General features: G+C 46.6%; 13 protein-coding genes and 6 pseudogenes. 3 read left to right on the forward strand and 16 right to left on the reverse strand.

Annotated features, from left to right (window positions below; genetic code table 11):
* Window positions 1-83: 83 nt before the first annotated feature.
* From A7090_RS13825 to A7090_RS13845, 4 genes are all read right to left on the reverse strand, one after another.
* On the reverse strand, window positions 84-794 hold the full coding sequence (locus tag A7090_RS13825; RefSeq protein ID WP_105274462.1) for an L-threonylcarbamoyladenylate synthase: 711 nt from the start codon (window positions 792-794) through the stop codon (window positions 84-86).
* A gap of 757 nt (window positions 795-1,551) precedes the next feature.
* On the reverse strand, window positions 1,552-2,070 hold the full coding sequence (locus tag A7090_RS13830) for a helix-turn-helix transcriptional regulator (RefSeq protein ID WP_105274463.1): 519 nt from the start codon (window positions 2,068-2,070) through the stop codon (window positions 1,552-1,554).
* A 348-nt stretch (window positions 2,071-2,418) separates the two neighbouring features.
* Window positions 2,419-3,201, reverse strand: a complete 783-nt coding sequence (locus A7090_RS13840) for an alpha/beta fold hydrolase (protein ID WP_157941465.1) — start codon at window positions 3,199-3,201, stop codon at window positions 2,419-2,421.
* 69 nt (window positions 3,202-3,270) lie between these two features.
* A complete protein-coding gene (locus tag A7090_RS13845) occupies window positions 3,271-4,227 on the reverse strand; it encodes a DMT family transporter (RefSeq protein WP_105274465.1) in 957 nt (318 codons plus the stop codon).
* A gap of 286 nt (window positions 4,228-4,513) precedes the next feature.
* Between A7090_RS13845 and A7090_RS13850 the strand changes: the two genes are divergently transcribed.
* Window positions 4,514-5,407: a LysR family transcriptional regulator gene (locus tag A7090_RS13850; RefSeq protein WP_105274466.1), complete on the forward strand. Its 894-nt coding sequence runs from the start codon at window positions 4,514-4,516 to the stop codon at window positions 5,405-5,407.
* A 622-nt stretch (window positions 5,408-6,029) separates the two neighbouring features.
* On the opposite strand, the pseudogene A7090_RS13860 reads toward A7090_RS13850, so the two are convergent.
* The 7 genes and pseudogenes from A7090_RS13860 to A7090_RS26595 all read right to left on the reverse strand — a co-directional run.
* Window positions 6,030-6,182, reverse strand: a pseudogene (locus A7090_RS13860) (IS1 family transposase); the annotation flags it as partial.
* Window positions 6,183-6,401: 219 nt separating this feature from the next.
* Window positions 6,402-11,822: an Ig-like domain-containing protein gene (locus A7090_RS13865; protein WP_105274468.1), complete on the reverse strand. Its 5,421-nt coding sequence runs from the start codon at window positions 11,820-11,822 to the stop codon at window positions 6,402-6,404.
* A 509-nt stretch (window positions 11,823-12,331) separates the two neighbouring features.
* Window positions 12,332-13,267, reverse strand: a complete 936-nt coding sequence (gene ldtA / locus A7090_RS13870; RefSeq protein ID WP_123056955.1) for a L,D-transpeptidase — start codon at window positions 13,265-13,267, stop codon at window positions 12,332-12,334.
* Between the two features lie 61 nt (window positions 13,268-13,328).
* Window positions 13,329-13,519 (reverse strand): annotated as a pseudogene (locus A7090_RS13875) (nicotinate-nucleotide--dimethylbenzimidazole phosphoribosyltransferase); the annotation flags it as partial.
* A gap of 59 nt (window positions 13,520-13,578) precedes the next feature.
* A complete protein-coding gene (gene cobS, locus A7090_RS13880) occupies window positions 13,579-14,322 on the reverse strand; it encodes an adenosylcobinamide-GDP ribazoletransferase (RefSeq protein WP_105274470.1) in 744 nt (247 codons plus the stop codon).
* Window positions 14,319-14,702, reverse strand: a pseudogene (locus A7090_RS13885) (bifunctional adenosylcobinamide kinase/adenosylcobinamide-phosphate guanylyltransferase); the annotation flags it as partial. The gene cobS and the pseudogene A7090_RS13885, both read right to left, overlap by 4 nt.
* 171 nt (window positions 14,703-14,873) lie before the next feature.
* Window positions 14,874-15,002: pseudogene (locus tag A7090_RS26595) on the reverse strand (cobalamin biosynthesis protein); the annotation flags it as partial.
* On the opposite strand from A7090_RS26595, the pseudogene A7090_RS26600 reads away from it, so the two are divergent.
* A pseudogene (locus tag A7090_RS26600) lies at window positions 14,995-15,250 on the forward strand (EutP/PduV family microcompartment system protein); the annotation flags it as partial. The pseudogenes A7090_RS26595 and A7090_RS26600 overlap by 8 nt on opposite strands.
* Before the next feature lie 101 nt (window positions 15,251-15,351).
* On the opposite strand, the gene A7090_RS13895 reads toward A7090_RS26600, so the two are convergent.
* The 4 genes and pseudogenes from A7090_RS13895 to dacD all read right to left on the reverse strand — a co-directional run bounded on the left by A7090_RS13895 (window position 15,352) and on the right by dacD (window position 18,475).
* On the reverse strand, window positions 15,352-15,681 hold the full coding sequence (locus A7090_RS13895; RefSeq protein WP_000450409.1) for a DUF496 family protein: 330 nt from the start codon (window positions 15,679-15,681) through the stop codon (window positions 15,352-15,354).
* 171 nt (window positions 15,682-15,852) lie between these two features.
* The gene (locus A7090_RS13900; protein ID WP_105274471.1) at window positions 15,853-16,911 is read right to left on the reverse strand and encodes an FUSC family protein; all 1,059 of its coding nucleotides are present in this window, start codon (window positions 16,909-16,911) and stop codon (window positions 15,853-15,855) included.
* A 50-nt stretch (window positions 16,912-16,961) separates the two neighbouring features.
* Window positions 16,962-17,207 (reverse strand): annotated as a pseudogene (locus tag A7090_RS13905) (GyrI-like domain-containing protein); the annotation flags it as partial.
* A 101-nt stretch (window positions 17,208-17,308) separates the two neighbouring features.
* Complete coding sequence (dacD, locus tag A7090_RS13910; protein ID WP_105274472.1) at window positions 17,309-18,475, reverse strand: serine-type D-Ala-D-Ala carboxypeptidase DacD; 1,167 nt, start codon at window positions 18,473-18,475, stop codon at window positions 17,309-17,311.
* A gap of 208 nt (window positions 18,476-18,683) precedes the next feature.
* On the opposite strand from dacD, the gene sbcB reads away from it, so the two are divergent.
* Window positions 18,684-20,111 (forward strand): exodeoxyribonuclease I, encoded by a 1,428-nt coding sequence (gene sbcB, locus A7090_RS13915; RefSeq protein WP_105274473.1) that lies wholly within the window; start codon window positions 18,684-18,686, stop codon window positions 20,109-20,111.
* A 67-nt stretch (window positions 20,112-20,178) separates the two neighbouring features.
* Here the strand turns inward: sbcB and A7090_RS13920 are convergent.
* The coding region (locus A7090_RS13920) for a transposase (RefSeq protein WP_198599589.1) at window positions 20,179-20,392 on the reverse strand (214 nt) is incomplete at its 5' end.

A 20,392-nucleotide genomic window follows, 5' to 3' on the forward strand; every position in this document is an offset into this window, starting at 1 on the left:
GAGTCACCTCTGATTGAGAGTTTACTCACTTAGTCCCGTGTCCACTATTGGTGGGTAGGATCATCTATCCAAGTGATATCCGATCATAATCTTATATTCCCCATACGCGAAGTGAGTATTTTTTTATAATCATCCAAATCGGTAATCAAGTTTGGAAAAAGTCCTTTTAACCGTTCTGTAGGAAATCGCCCAGGACGTACCAAATGTGGCGGATTAAAAGAAAAATCAACGACGGTGTTACTTTGAAAAGGCCCTGCCGACTCGTCCCAACCGATAGGGCCATTATCGATTACCAGATCAGCATGTTGACCTAAGTCACTAATAGCCTGTTCACGAGTTACTTGGTGCCCCCCTGTACCTGAAATATTTGATGACGTAAGAGCTATAGGGCCAAAGTCACGACCAATTTCGTACATTGGACTCATTCCATGGCAAAAAAGACCTACCGTAGGTGCCCCCATAGTCATTTGCTCAGGAAACAATTCAGCCGCAGGAGCTTTGAAGAAAATTAATGTAGTCATACCCAAAAGAAGTTCGGCAATCAACTCACCAGAAAATTCTGGTGGGATATTTGCATATGTTCTTGCATCATTCGGGTTTCCGATTCCCAAAGTTAACGGACCAAATTTTGTGCGTTCTTTCATCTTAAAAATTCTGGCAATACCAATCGCGCTAGTTGCTGAACAAAATACACCATAATTAGTAACACTGGGAGCTACAATAACACCATCATTTCTGAGAATTTCAAGTGCATATTGATGAGTAGCTTGATTATAAATCCTGATATCCATCATTAAGTACCTATAATGTATTTTCAAAAAAAGCTGTCAATAATGCTGACAGAGTCGCTCGTCCACATACCGAAGCTGATTGTGAGATTACTGATAAAAGGAATTAAATGTGATCTTAAACTATAAGTAATATCAACGTAGCTATTATCGCACAACACAAATGCTTAAAATGCTCAATGTAGAGCCTGAAACGCTCAATCTTACGTTATGGTAACCATCAAATGTATAATAAAAATTTATATTATATGTATTTGATTCTACCATTCATTATAAGAATATGTCGGATAATTGAACTTTACATTAACGAATGTTCAATTATGCTAAACTATAGATATATACTCATGATACTTCAGATTGCATGCTTTTTTGCACTACCTAAGAACTTACTTGGGTAAGTAGGTGATTTTCTGAGATTGTAAATGCATTCTTTTTCCTACCCAAAATAGTCTGCATCTGTCTAAAACACGGCATACCTAGATCCGCAGCCCGAATTACTACGAATATGATATGATGACCAATTAGGATGCAAACCAGCAGAATAATCATGTAAAACGTGGGGCTGGGTTTGCCTATTTCAAATAGTGGCTATAGAAGTTACATCTGCTGAGAAACTTTCAGCCAGCATACCAAGTTACAAAGATAATTTTAGTCTTGTGTGAGTTCATATAAATTCCATAGAGGTTATCAGAACATTAATTATGGATTTACAGCAGCTGACATTAAAGAGATTTTAATTCTGAGAAGAACACCTATAATAAGGCTATTTTTTTATTTCAGAAGGAACAATTCCAAAATGCGAAATAAAATTCCTTGTAAAACAAGATGGTGAACTGTACCCACACTCATGGGCGATCATTTTTATTGATTTATTTGTCGTTTTTAATAAACCTAGTCCATAGTATAAACGGGCTTCACGCAATAGTAAATGAAACGATGTGTCTTCTTTTGCAAGATGCCGACGCAATGTTGCACCGCTGATGTGTAAGTATTCTTCTATATCAGTAGAGCGCCAATTCCGGCCTGGATTAGATAGTATATTATTCAATATACGGATACTAAATGATGAGTTATACCGATGAATAAAACCTTTATACCCAAAGTCTTCTAATGCTTGCGTTACACTCATTAATAGCTGATTGGATATTTCTGGATCTATAATTTTTGAATCATTCTTCAGTTCCGAAAAAATAGCTAATAGCATTATCAACGAAGGTATAGTATTAGTGCTTAATATGTTATTGATATCATTTTTTGATGACTGAAGAGAATGAATTTGCATAATATCACTTTTATATAACTAAGATTAATAAATTATTTTCGCTGATCTCATTCAAGATATAGTTTCACCCATTAATTAATACTTTTTAACGTACTGAATGAAAATAAAACAGGAATTAATTAAAAATATTGCATCTTTAAGCAAAACTATTAAAAATATATATCCGTCATACTTCAAATTGCTTGTGAGTTGGCTTTCCTCGCTCCCCCCAGTCACTTACTTATGTAAGCTCCCGGGGTTTCACTGTGTCGCCATCTTCGTGCAACTCGAGCTATTTAGGGTATATATTATTTCAATTTCTCACTATAAATATAGAAGTGTGATAGCAAGAGAACATATTTTATTGCCTTACTTTTCCCCAGCGTCAACAGTCAAGAATGTAAGAATTTCAGATAAAATAACCTCTGTTTTTTCAAATATTGGAATATGTGCTGCGTTCTCAAGAAGTATAAATTTCCCATTACGAGCTATAGACATTTTTTTTGCTACATCAGGTGTAGCGACAGTATCATATTCTCCAACCATCACTAATGCTGGTACTTGCTTATTTTTAATCTCTTGTTGCGTAATTTGTGAAAGAGACCAAGCACACCCTGCATAACCTTTATCAGAAGTATTACGTAGCATCTGCTTCATCCCAATAGCCGCAGGGGTTGTGCTAAACGCAGGAGTTAGCCAACGAGAAAAAATATCATCCACTCGATGACTTAAACCATAACGCCTGATGTCCTCGGACATGTCACACCAGAATGATAACGAAGCAGGTGCAAGATAAGTGTCAATCAGCACCATAGAAAGTAACCGTTCAGGTACCGTATCAGCCAAATATTGGGCAATCAATCCCCCAATAGAACCCCCTACAACAATAAAGGAATTTATTTCTAAAGAGTCCACAACATTAAGCACATCCTTGGCCAAGTCAGAAATATAAAATGGATTTTCTCCAATTTCGCTCAACCCATGTCCACGCATGTCAAGTCGTAATATACGATAGTCATGGGTTAAAGTTGGAATCATAGGATCCCAAAGATGAAAATTAGTTCCCAATGAATGCAGCAGTACGATCACAGGCGCATCATCAGCTCCCTGAAGATCAGCATGTAATATTAACTCTCCAACTTTTAAAAACATTTTCCTTTCCTTACTATGTAAATAATGAAAATTCTTTCTCATCTATACTAAATCTTATAGATGATGCACTCACGATGGTGTTTTCATGGATATAGTTTTCATATTCATCGTTCTAAACCGCAAGTACAGATTATTGAATATAAGCGCCAACCCTGTAATACACGCACCTGTAATTTCCGGGAAACCAGGTTTCACCCCTATCATGGCTGAAATTGAGAATGCAGTTATCGGAACAATATCCATAAATAACACTCCATTAAGTGGAGTTAGAATTTTATTACCTATATTCCAACAAAGGATCCCGACAAAACTAGCAATAATTGCCGTGTAAAATACTTGTGGGATAACGAATATAAAATCACTTTTCGAAGGCACAGGAACGATATTAAAGACATAGATAAGCACATTTAGGACCAAAATACTTGTTACACCTAAGACTGTTGTTAATGTGGTATATTTTAATGGAGACCAATGAGGGAAAAATGATGCTCCTACCGTGTAAATAACCCAGCATAGAGCCCCAAATATAATCAGTGCATTAGCCAGATAGCTAGATGGGGCGGCGAACAAGCTGCTGTAATGTCCTTTTGTTATAACGGTTATGACCCCAAAGAAAGACATCAGAATAAGACAAATAGATACCGCCGGGGGGGCAACTTTACGCAGTAACCAATTTACCAAGATTCCGAGCATGGGCATTGTTGCCATCATAATCGAAGCGGTTAAAGCGCCTTTTGGGCCTGCCATTTGTTGGCCCAAAAACACGAAAAAACCGAAACCAACAAACGCAGCTGATCCAAGCCCCCAAACCAAACCTACTCGCTCACCTTTCAGACTTAAGCCTTGCGGGCCTTCTCGAAAATAAAGTGCAATTGATAATACAACAGCAGCAGATCCATAGCGTAGTGTTGTAAATGTATAGGGATCTATTCGTGTTAATGCGCTGGTCATCAATGGAAAGGTACCTCCCCAAGATAACGTAGCGATCATGCAACAAATGACGCCCAATGAATAAGAGTTTCTCATATCTGCATATCTCGATAGTTAATCAATAAATTTTACTTATCAGTTGTCTCAAAAAAGTGTCTGATATCGCCAAATGCTATTTTTACACATTGATTTGCGCTCGTTTTTTGAGCAAAATGTAGCTCCGTTCAGACAGGACTTACGGTTACATTTTTGAACAAAAAATAGACATACCAGTCCTCCTGAGCAGGGAACCACTTCAGCTAGTAAGACTATTATCACCTGCGCTGAAGCTATGATAAATATGAGTTAGGTTGATAGAATTAGAACCTACAGGTTGTTAATCATGGATAAACTTGCCGGAATGGAGATGTTTGTTAGGGTTGTCGAATGCGGAAGTTTTACCGCAGCGGCTGATCTTAGCGATGTGTCAACGACAATGGTTGCCAAGCATATACAAGCAATTGAGCAGCGACTAGGTGCTCGCCTGTTGCATCGTACAACTCGTCGACAGCAGTTAACAGAAGTGGGGAAGCTTTACTATGAGCGGTGCAGTCGGGTTCTTTCTGAATTCGCTCTTGCAGAATATAGTGCAATGGAATTGCAATCATCACCGAAAGGTTTAGTTCAGATGGTTGCACCAGTAAGTTTCGGCTGCCAGTTCTTAGTGCCAGTGCTCAGTTCTTATATGGCACAAAATCCAGAAGTAAAAATTATGTTGACTCTGGATAACAAAATACCAGATCTGACCGATGGTCATTATGAACTTGGTATCCATGTAGGTGAAGTTGACAAACCAAATATGGTTGCCCGGCCATTACGTTCGTACCGCCGAATTCTTGCTGCCTCACCGGATTACATTCGTCAGCATGGTACACCAGAACATCCAAATCAGCTGGGGCAGTTTAGCTGCCTTGGGATCTCATACTGGGTTCATCAGGATCGTTGGGAATTGATGGGGCCAAATGGTGAAACTTTTAAAGCATGCATTAAAGGACGTTTTATGTCTAATCTTGGGAACGCATTGAGGATAGCTGCGGTTAATGGATGTGGTATTGTGCTGCAACCCGAGTCTATATTAATGGATGATATTACACAGGGAAACCTAGTTCAGGTATTACCCGAGTGGTCATATAAACCGACTCCGATGTATCTTATTTATCCTCAGGACAGCCGTCCATCGGCAAAGCTGCGTAGTGTTATAGATCATCTTGTAAAACATTTTGGTACACATAACTAAGATTAAATAATTTTAATCATTGTCTAAAGCAAGATTGTACGCGTTTCCCTCTCACCGTACATACACATGTAAAAATGGCAGACAAAAATGATTTCCAGTCTTACCTGTACTTCATCAATAACGAAATCAGATATATGTTCCAGTCGCTTGCCATTCCGAGCAATCATATCGATAGTTTTGGGTTGTCACAGCGAGTAACTCCCATGGCCTTTACCCCCCGCGTTACGGACAAATTTGCTGTCTCCAAGACGCACTAAGGTACTGCACCACGGTTAGGTTGGTAGGGTCGGATAATAAGGTCTCGAAGAAATCGTACTAAACGATCGAACCCAAATTATCATATTGTATTTCCGGGCTGATTTATCCGATGGGGCTATCGCCACTCTATGGTGGTCATTCTGGTGGTCTTGACAGCATCGCAATTCAGGTTTAGCCTATTTATTAGCCAGTTACTGGCTAAGGCGATCCCAGTCAGAGGAGCCAGATTCTGGTCTTGAGATATCTCCACAAGTCTCAAGATAGTTAAAAAACAAGAAGTTATATTTACCCGGCTGTCTCGCAAGAGGTTGCCGGTTTTTTTGACATCCATAGTTTTCGGGGCCTAATCAGGGGCCTCACGGTCGACAGCGGGCTTGCAGGCTTCACAGGTGTAGGTGAGCAGAAACACGCGATGGCAGTCACGACAGCGAAACCGGTCACGGCCTTTAGGGTTCTGACCATGACGGTAGACCTGAGCAGACCGACAACGGGGATAATGAACAGTAACGCTGGCCATAAGAAAACCTCAAAAGCGGCTATACATCAATCCAACTAATTAGAGGCATTACCAAACAGTGGCAACAGCGCCCGCAGGAGATGGTTTACCCCTTCGTATGGCTGGACTTCATTCACTTTGACGTACACCCCGCCCTAAAGGGCTGTCTCTTGATCAGATCTCCTGATCAAGAGACAGGCGACACCACAGGCGATGTTCACTTCCTTTAAGGCCGTAGACTTACGGTTTAGTCAGTTTAACCGTCGTGGTATAGCTCAGTGCCCATGACGAATCCCAGTCTTTACCATCGTAAGTGATCTTCCCGGTATAGACCCCTGATGGAATATGGGCATTGTCGCCATCATAGGTTCTGAACTGGAAGTTGGCCCGGCTTTCCGCTAACTCACAGGTAGAGGCATCATTAAATTGCATTCCCGCACAAGGCGTGGAGTTCCTCGCTGAAATCGTCACCGTGATAACCGCGTTTGTTTCCACGTTGGTCATCGGGATTGTGATTAACGTATTTCCCGGCACGCCATTGGAGTAGAAAATATCCGTTGGCCCAACGGTGTCGCCGGTCGCAACATAGCCCAGTTTCGGGAATGAACTCACGTAAGGACCGTTGTACTCATCCAGTGCGCTGGCATCCTCAATAATCCAGTCACCAGAAACGCTGGCGATAAACTCAACTTTATTGTCTGTTAACGTACTGTCATTGATGGTTGCCGTAACGGTGGCAAAACCAAACTTCGTGCCGGACAAGCCAACTGTCGCGATCCCATTTTTGTCGGTTGTGGTTGATGACGCCGAGAGCCTGTTGATATCCGTAGTCCACGCCACGCTGGCGTCGGGTACCAGGTTATCGTTGCCATCGCGCACTTCTACGGTGTAATGCACTGTGTCAACACCCGCCGCCGCGTGATCGATGTCATGCGTCAGCGTCACCAGATGCGCGGTTTTAGCATCGCCAACGAAGGTCACCTGATCGGAATCATCGTAGCGTGATGGCGTAACATCCGCTCTCGCCGTTACGATAACTTTGCCGCTTTTCAGTGATGACCCTCCCGAAGTCGCTTGCCCTTGATCGTCGGTGACATTGGTGGTGGTATCCAGCGTGACATCGGCGTTGTTGGTCGTCCAGGTCATGTTTTTACCAATAACCGGGTTGCCATTTTTATCCAGCATGGTCGCCGTCCAGATCACTTTATCGATACCGTCGGCAATGCCCTGTTTCTTATCCGAGGTCAGCGTGACTTTCGCGGTAGCCTCATTGGCGATCACTTCCAGCGGTTGTACCTGGCTACTGCTATTGACGCTTGCCGTGACATTAACTGTGCCAGCTTTCAGCGTTGAGAAGGTGATAGTCGCGATCCCCTGCTCGTTTGTTACGGAAGAAGCCCCTGGTTTAAATGTTGAGTTCGCCTCATCGCTGCTGCTCCAGTTTACCGTGATGCCGGATAATGGATGATGGTTTTCATCTTCCACTAATGCCGTGAGCGTCACCGTGTCTTTATCGGCAATGATATCGACCTTCTTATCGGCATCAATACTCACCACGAGCGCGGTGGCATTATCGCCAATGAAAGAAAGACCCGATTTAGAACCACTGGTACCATTCGTTTCGGCGGTGACCTTATAGGTCGCAACCTCCATCGAACGCAACGAAACTTCAGCCAGACCTGATGCGTTCGTTTTACTGCTGTCCGTGGAAAGCGTGCCGGTCGAGAGATCTTTTGACCAACTGACATCCATATCGGAAACCAGGTTATCGTTGGCATCGACCACTTTCGCGGTAATCTTCAACTCATCGTTGCCGTTTGCCAGACCGCTGTCGCGATCGCTATCAACCTCCAGCACTTTGGCGGTGGTTTTATCGGCGATGAAGGTGGCTTTGTCAGCATCATACGGCGTTACGTCGCTGGTCTGCGCGGTGATGATGACATCACCCGCTTTCAGCGAAGTGACGATAATCGAAGATTTACCGTTCTCATCACTGGTTGTTTGCGTAGTGCTTAATTGCGCATCGCGCTTATCCGCAGACCAGGTGACAGTCGCATTCGGCACGGGGTGGCCCTGCGCGTCGGTGACTGTCGCTTCATAGGTAATGCTGTCGATGCCGTTGGCTATCGCCTGCGTTTTAGAGAGTGTAATGCTGGTGACAGCTTCCGTAGTCTGGTCAGCAATGAAGGTGATCTCGTTCGTTTGTTTGGCTTCACCACCGTTATAGCTGGCGGAAACCTTCGCCGAACCGACTCTGTCCGAGCTTAACTCCGTGGTGGCCTGGCCCTGGTCATTGGTTTTACTGCTCCGCTGACCCAGGTTGCTACCGTCCGTCGCCTTATCAATCGCCCAGTTCACATCGACATTCGCCAGCGGGTGCTGGTGGCTGTCAAGCACGGTGGCCGTGACAATGGCTTTGTCCATCTTGTTGGCGACGACGCTGTACTTGTCGCTAACGATGGTGACGACCTTCGCGCTGGCCTGATCGGCGGTAAAGTGCAGGGTGTCAGATTGCTGGCTATCGTTACCACCATGTTTTGCGGTGATCACTGTCGCAATCACATCCGCGCTGGTTACGGTGATCTGTACCTGCCCTTGTTCATCCGTCACGCTTTGCGCATCGGAGAGTGTCGCGCTGGCGCTATCGGCGCTCCAGTTTACGGTTTCACCGCTTACCGGATGTCCTGCGTTGTCAATCAGGTGCGTGGTCAGCGTGATGGCGGACTGCCCATCAGCGATGGCCTCGGTTGACGGCGTGGCGACAATTTTTTCCAGGTGTTCGGAATTGACATCAACGGTAAATTGCAGGCCCTTCACATCTTTACTGTCATTATTGGCTGTCGCTGTTACCGTATAGCTGTCAACCGTTGTTGAGGTTAACGTCACCCTGGCAACGCCATCGGCACCGGTAGTACCGCTGTTGGTCGACAAAACGCCGCCAGCAGGAGATACATTCCAGTTAACGTCCACCCCTTCCAGCAGGTTATTGTTGGCATCAGCGACGGTGGCGGTAAGGGTAATGGCATCGCCGCCGTTAGCCAGCGCTGACGCTTTGTCGCTCACTACCGTTAGCAGATGTGCTGTGGCTTTATCTGCCACGAAGCTGGCTTTATCGGCCTGACGCGGCGTGGTATCGCTGGTCTGTGCCGTGACGATCACATCGCCTGCTTTCTGTGAGGTGACGGTAATAGAAGATTTACCGTTTTCATCACTGGTGGTCTGGGCAGGATTCAGGCGAGCATCGCTGTTATCCGCAGACCAGTTGACCGTTGCACCGGAAACCGGGTTGCCCAGCGTATCGGTGACGGTTGCCGTGTAGGTGATGCTGTCCACTCCATCAGCGGTGGCCTGTGTTTTCGATAGCGTGATGTCCGTCACACGTTCGCTTTCTTGATCGGCGACAAAGTTGATTTCGCCAGTCTGCTTCTCTGCGCCGTTATTAACGCTGGCGGCGACGGTAATTGTACCGACTTTTGCGGATTTCAGCTCTGTGGTGGCAATCCCGGCGTCGTTGGTAACAGATGTTCGCTGCCCGAGCGCGGTGTTGTCTGTTTTATCAATATCCCAGTCAACCGTAATACCTTCCAGCGGGTGCTGATTATCATCGGTCACCAGCGCTGAAACTTTTACGCTGTCTTTGTTGTTGGCGACAACCTGGGTTTTATTGGCTTTGATCGCCACGACCTGCGCATCCGCAGTATCAGCGGTAAAGCTGAGGGTTGGCGTGCTTAAGCTGTTTCCCTGATCCAGTGAGGCGGTAACGATGGTATCGATGACGTCGTTACTGGTCACGGTGATCTGCGCCTGACCCTTTTCATCCGTGGTCGATTCCGTAGCGGAGAGTTGTGCCTGCGTTTTATCGGCGCTCCAGCGGAGCGTTTTATCTTTCAGCGTATTGCCATTCTGGTCAACCACATACGCGGTTAACGTAATGGTTGATACACCGTCAGCCAGTGCGCTGGTTGCGGATTCTTCCAGCGAAGAAAGCGTGGCGATGTTGGTAACAGGCTCTTCGATGATTTTCGCCGTTGCCAGTTTGATCGTGCCGTCGATGGCCGGTTGTACGATGACCGTATCGGGTGTGGTGCCGCTGGTAAAGGTGGAAACATACACACCAGGTGATTGTTCGGTAAAACTACTCAGAGTATGCGTTTTCGGCTCTGCGCCTGAGGTATCCGGCGTGACATTGCTGACCGCCATTGTTGCCGTCAATCGTGAAGCCAGACCTGTTGCGTTTAAGCCATCATCGCGATAAAGCGTGACGGTAACCTGCGAAGTACTGACGCCATCGGCGGGTATCGTCACAGGGGATGCGGTGGTGGTCGATTGTAACGATGCGACATCAATCCCGTTGACGTTAATTTGCATGTGGCTGGGGTTGGAGGCGTTACCGTTTTTATCCCACGCCGTACCGGTGAGCGTATAGCTGTTCTGGTTGTTGTCCTGCCAGAGCGGCAGCGTTACGGTAAACTGGTAAGGACTGGAAGTGGACTCCACCTTGCCGCCGTGATTAAAGAAGCTATCGCCCTGCCATTCAATATGATCCAGCCCATGTTTGGCGGTCACTTTCGCCGTCACGGGATGATCGGTTTTTTCGTCCCCGGTGATTTCCGGCGGGAGTGAAAGGGAGATGATGTCCTGCTTACGGTATTCCAGGACAATATTGTTGTTACGGTCGACCAGTTCCTGACGCCCACCCATCAGTGTACGGCGCGCGGCGACGGCGGAAGGATCAAGTTGATCGCGCAGCGGTACGCCAGGCGTCCACGTCATCGCCATGTTGACCTGGAAATCATCCTCGCCGCCTTTGCCGAATTTCTGGTTCACGCCGAACGTAAGTAAGGGAACTGGCGTGTAGTCAAGGCCGAGAGTCACCGCATGCGGATTTTTCTGTCTGTCATCTTCATCGTCGCCGAACAGGCCGACGCTGTCGCCATAATATTGTTCATAGACCACACTGGCACCTAACTGCGGCCATGCAGGCAGATAACCTTTGGCGCGTATATCAAAACCGTTGGCGACACGCTCGTCATAATCTTCATAGCTTTTGGATTCTTTCCAGTCGCTAAGACGGAAATAACCATTGGCAGAGAGTTTCAGATAATCCCAACCAAATTCGGTGCCTACGCCCAAGCGCTGATGTTGATTCCCCGAAACCTGACGATCATAAAAGACGTTGGTACCCCACATCCAGCTATCTGAAAAATAACGATAACCAAAACCGGCGTTGACAATATTACGGTCATCGTTGCGACGTCCACCGAGCTGGGTAAACAGGAGATTGGATTTTTTATCGTCGTAAAGCGGAACCAGTACATCCAGGTCGGAGTCCTGCAACGAGAAGTTTTCATCGAGGCTGAGATTAACGCGGGCCGTTCCGAACTGGTTTAACCACTCCTGTACTTCGGCGCTGGCGGCACCTGTTGCTGCGGAGGTGATGGCAGAGGTAACGGAACCTCCATTATCGGAACCAAGAATTGTTCCTGCCTGGATGGCAGTGCGGGCCAACGTTTGATCGGTATCTTCTTCTGCTTCGGTGTTTACAGTCGCAACGCGCTCCTGAGCATAACTTTGTTGTGTTGCGCCAAGGTAAATCAACGAAGAAGGGGGAAATATTTGCAGCGCAATCTGCAAATAAACCAAGGTTTTCCTTAAATCCATAATGGCCTTCCAGTAGCTTTCCGGGGTTTAAATAGTCGGGTCTTTAGCAAAATTATATTTTATTAATTTATTTATAATGATGCTACAAAACTATTGACAGGCTTTACAGGTCTATACAAATGGGTTAGTTAGTGATTTAACTATTGCACACGTCTTTCAATTAATTGTTATTCAAGTGATTTGTTAATGAATAATGATTTATTGTATTTATGCTTTATTGTTATGGTATTCATTGCAAGAATTATTACCCTTGAGTTTTTATGTGTAACAAGCGGTAAATAAGAGATAATAAAATAAAATAACAATAGAATGACGAATGGTTATTGAGAAAGTATCACCCCAGTTAATAGCATTACCAGGCTTTGTTGAATAATTCCACCGGGCTGAAGGTCTTCGGTGAGGGCGAATGGAAAGTCAAAATACATGGCAAAGGCAATCCCAGTCAGAGGGACCCGATTCAAAAGAGCCTGCTTTCGAGCAGGCTTTTTGCTTTTTAACTACCAACGTTCTTAAAATATCTGTCTTGAACCAGAACTAATTTGCACAGGCATTCCCGATCGACGTTGCAATGCAGCATTTGCGCGATTCACATCAACTTCTTGCCCGTTGAGAAACACCCGCAAAGATGAGGTTACCGGCAATGGTACTTTTCGGTCAGACTCGTATTCTGCACGATTACGCGACAGCGGCTCATGAACTTCCAGCCACTTTGAACCATCCGGTTCGGTTGTGTATTTCACTGGCTGATCAATAATTTGCACACGTGTGCCTACCGGAACATTATCAAACAGATATTTGATATCGTCATTGCGCAGACGAATACAGCCCTGACTTACCCGAAGCCCAATACCAAAATTGGCATTGGTTCCGTGAATGGCATATAACCTGCCAATATAAATCGCGTACAGCCCCATGGGATTATCAGGCCCCGCAGGGACAAAAGCGGGCAAACTCTCCCCTCGTTTCGCATATTCACGCCGAGTGTTAGGCGTTGGCGTCCAGGTTGGTGCCTCTTGTTTACGTTCAACAGCAGTCACCCAGTTACGCGGGGTTTCTCGCCCGGCCTGACCGATACCGATAGGAAACACTTCCACAGTATTACTGTCTGGCGGGTAGTAATAAAGACGCATCTCAGCGACGTTAACCACAATCCCTTTACGAACAGTGGCAGGCAAAATCAGCTGCTGCGGGATGATGAGTTGCGAACCAGACTTCGGCAAAAAAACATCAACGCCCGGATTCGCTTCCAGCATGTTACTTAACCCTTGCCCATATTGTGCGGCAAAAGTTTCCAGCGGCTGGGTATTGTGATCAGGAACAGTTACCGTAAGCGACTGCCCCACTAAACGGCTACCCTCCGGAGGTAATGGATAGGTTACCGCCAGGCTATTATGGCTGGCAAAAAGCAGAACAAATGAGCAAAAAATATTTACACGACGCATCATGTCCCTTTCCTAAGTCGCGAAAACTATCCGATAAGTATAGCTTTTATCAGACTTTTCGTTTTTAACTGTTCAAGTCAGAAGTCGTTTTCCCCGGCAGAACAATATTACTGGCAGCAAGTTCGCCCATTTGAGATAAGGCTCCAGCCCCAAATGGAACAGCGCAATACGCGCCCCTTTTTCTGCCGACAGGTGAGAAGGAATAAGAGACGGTTTGATTGCAGGAGACATCTGGCAGGCTGCGAGCGCGGCGGCAGAATCGATAGCAGGGATCGTATTCAGTAAATCGGCAAGTGTTTGCATGTCGCGTCTCTTTATAGCAGCGCCAGCAGAAAGACCAGTTCTCCAAGCTCTATGGCTGCTCCCAGCGTATCGCCGGTTTGCCCACCCAGAGTCCGTTTGAGAAGCTGACCAAGGATGAAGATCGCCACCATCGTCACCACCATCGCCGCTACACCATGCATACCCGGCAGTAATACGGCAGCAAAAATAGCGGCTAAACCGAGTGTGACACAAGTTTGTCGCCCATCAATTTTGCCAATGAACACATTGCCAAGCCCTTCTTCCCGGGCATAATGATGACGATACATCAATAATGAGGCCGTCCCGCGGCTGACCGCACATGCTGCCGCCAGCGATGCAAGGATCGGTTCGTCACGCAGAGCCAATTCGCTTAACGCAAGGATCTTTGCCAGCACAACAAAAATCAGTGCCACACCTCCGTGAGTACCTAAACGGCTATCACGCATGATTTCCAACATACGATCGCGGCTACGTGCAGAAAATACGCCATCACAGGTATCTGCAAGACCGTCCAGATGGAATCCCCCGGTCATCAGCGCCAGCACCAGCACGCTAAACAATGCCGCCACGGGTACACCAGACCATGCCTGCAACGCCATGAAAACCAGTCCACTAATGGCGCCAAGCAATAATCCAATTAAAGGAAAAGTAATAATACCGCGAGAATAATGCTCGAAATCCAGCCCCTGGGACCAACGACGCGGTACCGGCAGACGCGTAATAAAAGAGAGCATCGCCCAAAATAATTTACTCATTTGATTTTTACTCCAATACCCGAAACCATCAGCCATACTTCATTTGCCGCAGCGGCCAGCTGCTGATTTACCCGCCCGGCAATATCACGAAAATATCGTGCCAGACGACTCTCCGGCACAATCCCCATTCCCACTTCGTTAGTCACTAATACGACCTTTGCAGGGCAACGCTGGCAGGCTGCAATCAATGGCTGAATCTCCGTATTAATCGCCTGTTCCATCGCCTGATAATCCCATTCATCAGGGTCTTTATCGCCGCCATAATCAAACAACAGATTAGTCACCATTGTGGTAACGCATTCCAGCAACACAGCTTCATGCGGTTTAATGTCTGCATGAAGTCATTCATCAAGATGTTGCCAGCGCTCCACCGTGCGCCACCCGTTACCAAAATCATCATACCGACTCCTGGTTCAATTGTATGATGGTATTAATTAAACAGAACAATGGATGCCCCATCGTTGCTGACCGCAGAACATTTACGCGGTTAATACTGCGCGTAATATAAATAAAAATCCAGCATTCTCAATCCATTACAAATGAAGATGGCCTTACGGAAAAACCAGACTTCCTCGTGTTAACATCCGATAAAATGCGTCATTGGCAACGATTTCTCTGGATTGACAGATTTCATTCAGATAATGGATTAATGCTACTGCCCCACCAGCCGGAGCATTGCTGGCCAGAGCCTGTGAAGCGGACATTATCGCGCGGGTGCTTAATGTGGTCACCTTTTTCGCCAGGCTTTACCTCATCAATGAGTCGTCCGGTCATTGGAGTTGTAACCAAAGCAGATTTAGTCAGCATGGAACAAATATCTTTGGTGAAATGTTGGTTACAGGAAGCGGGAGCACTCTCAGTGTTGGTGACCGTGCAGTAAATAATAGTGCTTTTTGCCTTGCTGCATACAGCAGAAGACTGTCGCTAATTTCGATATGTTATCAGATGGGAATGATGACTTGTGATACACAGAAAAGAATCAATGAACAATGAGGATTGCCGGGCAACCCTCATTGAATAAAACAGCAATTACTTCGCTTCGCCGTTTTTCATTTCGCCCATAGCTTTCAGCTTTTTGGAGATGTCGCGGCGTTCTTTGGAGAGCTCGGCATTTTTGATGATGTAATCGTCAACGCGATCTTCATAGTCACCTTTCATGCTGGCGATGATGCCCTGGATTGCTTCGACGCTCATCCCAGGCTTGATGTAATCGCTCAGGTTGTCCAGCAGCAGGACGCGCTTCTGGTTGTCACGGATCTTTTTCTCAACGTCCTGAATTTCACGTTGCAGTTTGTTCTTACGACGGAACAGACGAACAAATTCCAGTACATCCTGGAATGAAGGCTTGGTAGTTTCCATTATTATACCCCTGATAATGTGAGAGTCGGATTCGTTTAAGCAACCGCTATTCATTAGGACAAACATTACTCATAGCTGCCGCAGATGACAATGCTTTTATCCCTTTTCACTATCATACCCTTTATCCTTGCTGAATCGAAGCAGCAGCAAGGTGATTCTGATGTTCAGGAATTATTTGCGCAAGGCCCGGCAAATCAGATTCGATAGCAGCTCAAGCTGATGTGCCGTTTCCATGTTCAGCCACACATAGCCATAAATGGGTGTTTCCACGACCTTCAGGTCATGGTGGTTACTGAGCAACTGACGCAACTCTTCAACAGCATCGTTCAATTTTTCCGTATTGGCAAAAACCGGCTGTGGATTACCTTCGTACAGCGCATGAACCAGACTCAGCAGTATTTGCTGCATCATGTGCTGCGTATCACGCAGTTTTTGCGCATTTAATAACACGAAATGGCTGGGGCGCGTGGCCCAGTATGCATTGATTTGCAGCTCCAGCATACAAACCAGATTGCGGTTAATGGTCTGAATACCTTCATATATCGATTTTGGAATACGGGTTTCTTTGCTGGCAGGTGCAATCAGCCCACGCATTTTCACGGCATCAGTCAGGAGTTTTTGCAGATGACTTTCCAGACGTGGGCGTTCGAGTAAGTTCGGTGAGAATGCAGATTGATAGACCCGATTATACTCGGTCAGACTTTTCGCCAGTTGAATGCGCCAGTGGATGAACGCCCGTTGTGGCCAGATGCCGGTAAACAACATTGCCAGTAAAGAGCCGAGGATCACATCGCCGCTTCGCCATAATGCCGTCTCAATTTCACCTGTTGGGGAACCAACAACAATTGCCAGCGTCACCCCAATCAATAAACCTTGATATGGTTTCTTGCCCAGCGCCAACCAACCGCAAAGGAACATGGCCGCCGCGCACCAGACCAACATCAGCGGTAACGAGATTAACTCCAGTTGCAGAGCGATAAGACCTAAAATCGAGCCCAACACCGTACCGCCAATACGTTCGAAGGCACGGGGAACAACGTTACCCCAGAACGAGATTGGCCCCATAATCACCACCATGGTGACCAGCGGCCAGGTGCTTTCCGGGATAGTAAACAGGCGGATAATGAGAAAAGTGAGCAGGAATGCCAGCGCGACCCGAGTACCATGCACAATGCGGTAATGGCGGTATACCCGGATTTCAAACGGGCTTAATGACTTATCAGCACGCACGCAGAAACTCCGTTAATGAAGATTAAAAGCGCTCATAGCGCATCTTACTCTTTACTGTTTTCGGGGAGCGTAACGCGATCCGGCACCGTCACTACGGTGTCGCAGCGTAATTTTTCGGCGGGTGTTTCGTCTGGATTATCGTAATAGACAGCAACCCACTCCTTCGGCACAATATTGTTGCTATCTACCCACATCATCAACTGCTCAAAGCCTTTCTTTACCGTCTGTTCCCACGGGCCAACGAGATGGAGACCTGCAACGGTACGCTTATCTTCCTGCTTAATCTCGTCGTTCATGACGCCTCCAATCAGTATGTTTGCAATATTAAAACCACAAGGAATGAATGTTGATTATGCGAGCAGACTCGCACTCCTGCCAGTCTGCTGCAAAAGAAAGGTCAGGCCTTATGGTGGAAATAATCGCTCAGGCGGGAAAACATGCTGCCTTCTCCGACAGATTCCAGGGTAACCAGCGGCCAGTGCGCCACCTGTTTATCACGGTCGTAAAGTTCAATTTCCCCTACCCGCTGATGGGCGCTAATTGGCGCAGTCAGTTCTTTACCATCAAGGGTATATTTTGCTTTGATATGCGGAATTTCGGCTTTCGGTAGCACCATCCAGAACTCTTGTTCCGTTCCAAGAGCGATATTTTCTTTGTCGCCATACCAGATACGTTCCGTACCGATCTTTTTTCCACGGTGCAAAATTTGCACCGTAGTAAAGTTTTGTTGCCCCCACCGCAGTAATTTTCTTGCCTCTTCTTCACGACCTTTTGCGCTGTCGGCGCCCATTACCACTGCAATGAGACGACGCTGCCCATCCACAGCTGAAGCAATGAGATTAAACCCGGCCCCCGAAGTATGACCCGTTTTCAGGCCATCTACATTCATGGTTTTATCCCACAATAACCCGTTACGGTTTTGCTGGGTGATACCGTTCCAGGTGAGGCTTTTCTCACTGTACATATGATAAAACTCAGGCTCACCATGGATGATAGCGCGAGAAAGCACAGCTAAATCATAAGCCGAACTATGTTGCCCCGGTGCATCCAGACCGTGCACTGTTTCAAAATGCGTATCCTGCAGATGCAGTTTCTCGGCATAATTGTTCATCATTTCAACAAACTGCCGTTGCCCACCGGCAATGTAATCAGCCAGTGCAACACAAGCATCATTTCCGGAATCCACAATTAAACCACGGCTTAAATCACGTACCGATACGCGATCGCCCTCTTTCAAAAACATCAGTGAAGAACCGACAAACACCGGATTATCTTTCGCCCACGCATCGCGCCCCACGGTGACAATATCGTCTGGCGTAATGCGATGACTATCGATAGCGCGATCCACGACATAGCCCGTCATCAGCTTTGTCAGGCTGGCGGGATTGCGCTGTTGATGCTCATTACCCGCGGTGAGAATCTGACCGGTGGTGTAATCCATCAATACCCAGGAGCCGGCATGGATCTCTGGAGGCTGAGGTGAAAAGGGAATGTTTTCTGCCGCAAAACCAGACGATAAGTTAAAAACGAACAAAGAAGCAGCAATAAAAAGACGGCGTTTCAACAGCAAATCCTCAGGAGTTTCAAATAGCTGTTCTTTTTACGAAAATACTGATGAACTGGCTGGAATAAAGTGCAAGAAAATGTGACTGCCCTCTCATTTTTATCTGGCATGATCTGTTGCTACTCGCTGCCAAATTGTCGCGCTAAAGCTGCTTAGCACGGTGATATTTGATACTCTGGCTGACAGCAGAAATAACGGATTTGACCTAATGATGAATGACGGTAAGCAACAATCTACCTTTTTGTTTCACGATTACGAAACTTTTGGCACGCATCCCGCGTTAGATCGCCCTGCACAGTTCGCAGCCATTCGCACTGATAGTGAATTCAATATTATCGGCGAACCTGAAGTCTTTTACTGCAAGCCTGCGGATGACTATTTACCCCAGCCAGGAGCAGTATTAATTACCGGTATTACCCCGCAGGAAGCACGGGCGAAAGGAGAAAACGAAGCCGCGTTTGCCGCTCGTATTCACGCGCTTTTTACCGTACCGAAGACCTGTATTCTGGGCTACAACAATGTGCGTTTCGACGACGAGGTCACGCGTAATGTTTTTTATCGTAATTTCTACGATCCTTACGCCTGGAGCTGGCAGCATGATAACTCTCGCTGGGATTTGCTGGATGTTATGCGTGCCTGTTATGCCCTGCGCCCGGAAGGAATAAAGTGGCCTGAAAATGATGACGGTCTACCGAGCTTTCGCCTTGAGCATTTAACCAAAGCGAATGGTATTGAGCATAGCAACGCCCACGATGCGATGGCCGATGTGTACGCCACTATTGCGATGGCGAAATTGGTGAAAACGCGTCAGCCACGCCTTTTTGATTATCTCTTTACCCATCGTAATAAACATAAACTGATGGCGTTGATTGATGTTCCGCAGATGAAACCTCTGGTGCACGTTTCCGGAATGTTTGGGGCATGGCGCGGCAATACCAGTTGGGTAGCGCCGCTGGCCTGGCATCCTGAAAATCGTAATGCCGTAATTATGGTGGATTTGGCAGGAGATATTTCGCCATTACTGGAGCTGGACAGCAATACATTGCGCGAGCGTTTATATACCGCAAAAGCCGCTCTCGGCGATAACGCCGCCGTTCCGGTTAAGTTAGTGCATATCAATAAATGTCCGGTACTGGCCCAGGCGAATACGCTACGCCCGGAAGATGCCGACCGACTGGGAATTAATCGTCAGCATTGCCTCGATAACCTGAAGATTCTGCGCGAAAATCCGCAAGTGCGTGAAAAAGTGGTGGCGATATTCGCTGAAGCCGAACCGTTTACGCCTTCAGATAACGTGGATGCGCAGCTTTATAATGGTTTTTTCAGTGACGCCGATCGTGCAGCAATGAAAATTGTACTGGAAACCGAGCCACGTAATTTACCAGCACTGGATATCACTTTTGTTGATAAACGAATTGAAAAACTGTTGTTCAATTATCGGGCGCGCAACTTCCCAGGGACGCTGGATTATGCCGAGCAGCAACGCTGGCTGGAGCACCGCCGCCAGGTCTTCACGCCAGAGTTTTTGCAGGGCTATGCTGATGAATTGCAAATGCTGGCACAACAATATGCCGATGACAAAGAGAAAGTGGCGCTGTTAAAAGCACTTTGGCAGTACGCGGAAGAGATCGTCTGAAATCGAGTAGGAGGCGGGATCACTCCCGCCGTGAGAGCGTTCAGAATTCTGTGTCACGTTAAAAATTCTACAGCGTCATCACATTATTCAGCCGCCCTTCAAAATAAATGGCTAGCTGCGACAATGTCAAATTCCAGCTCTGGATGGGCATTGTCCATTTCTCCTGTGCGTTCAGCAGTCCCAGATAAAGCAGCTTCAACAGACTGTTTTCATTCGGAAAAGCGCCTTTGGTTTTGGTCAGTTTCCTGAACTGGCGATGGACTGATTCGATAGCATTTGTG

Origin of the sequence: Escherichia sp. MOD1-EC7003 (genome assembly GCF_002965065.1) — a bacterium.
Classification (GTDB): domain Bacteria; phylum Pseudomonadota; class Gammaproteobacteria; order Enterobacterales; family Enterobacteriaceae; genus Escherichia.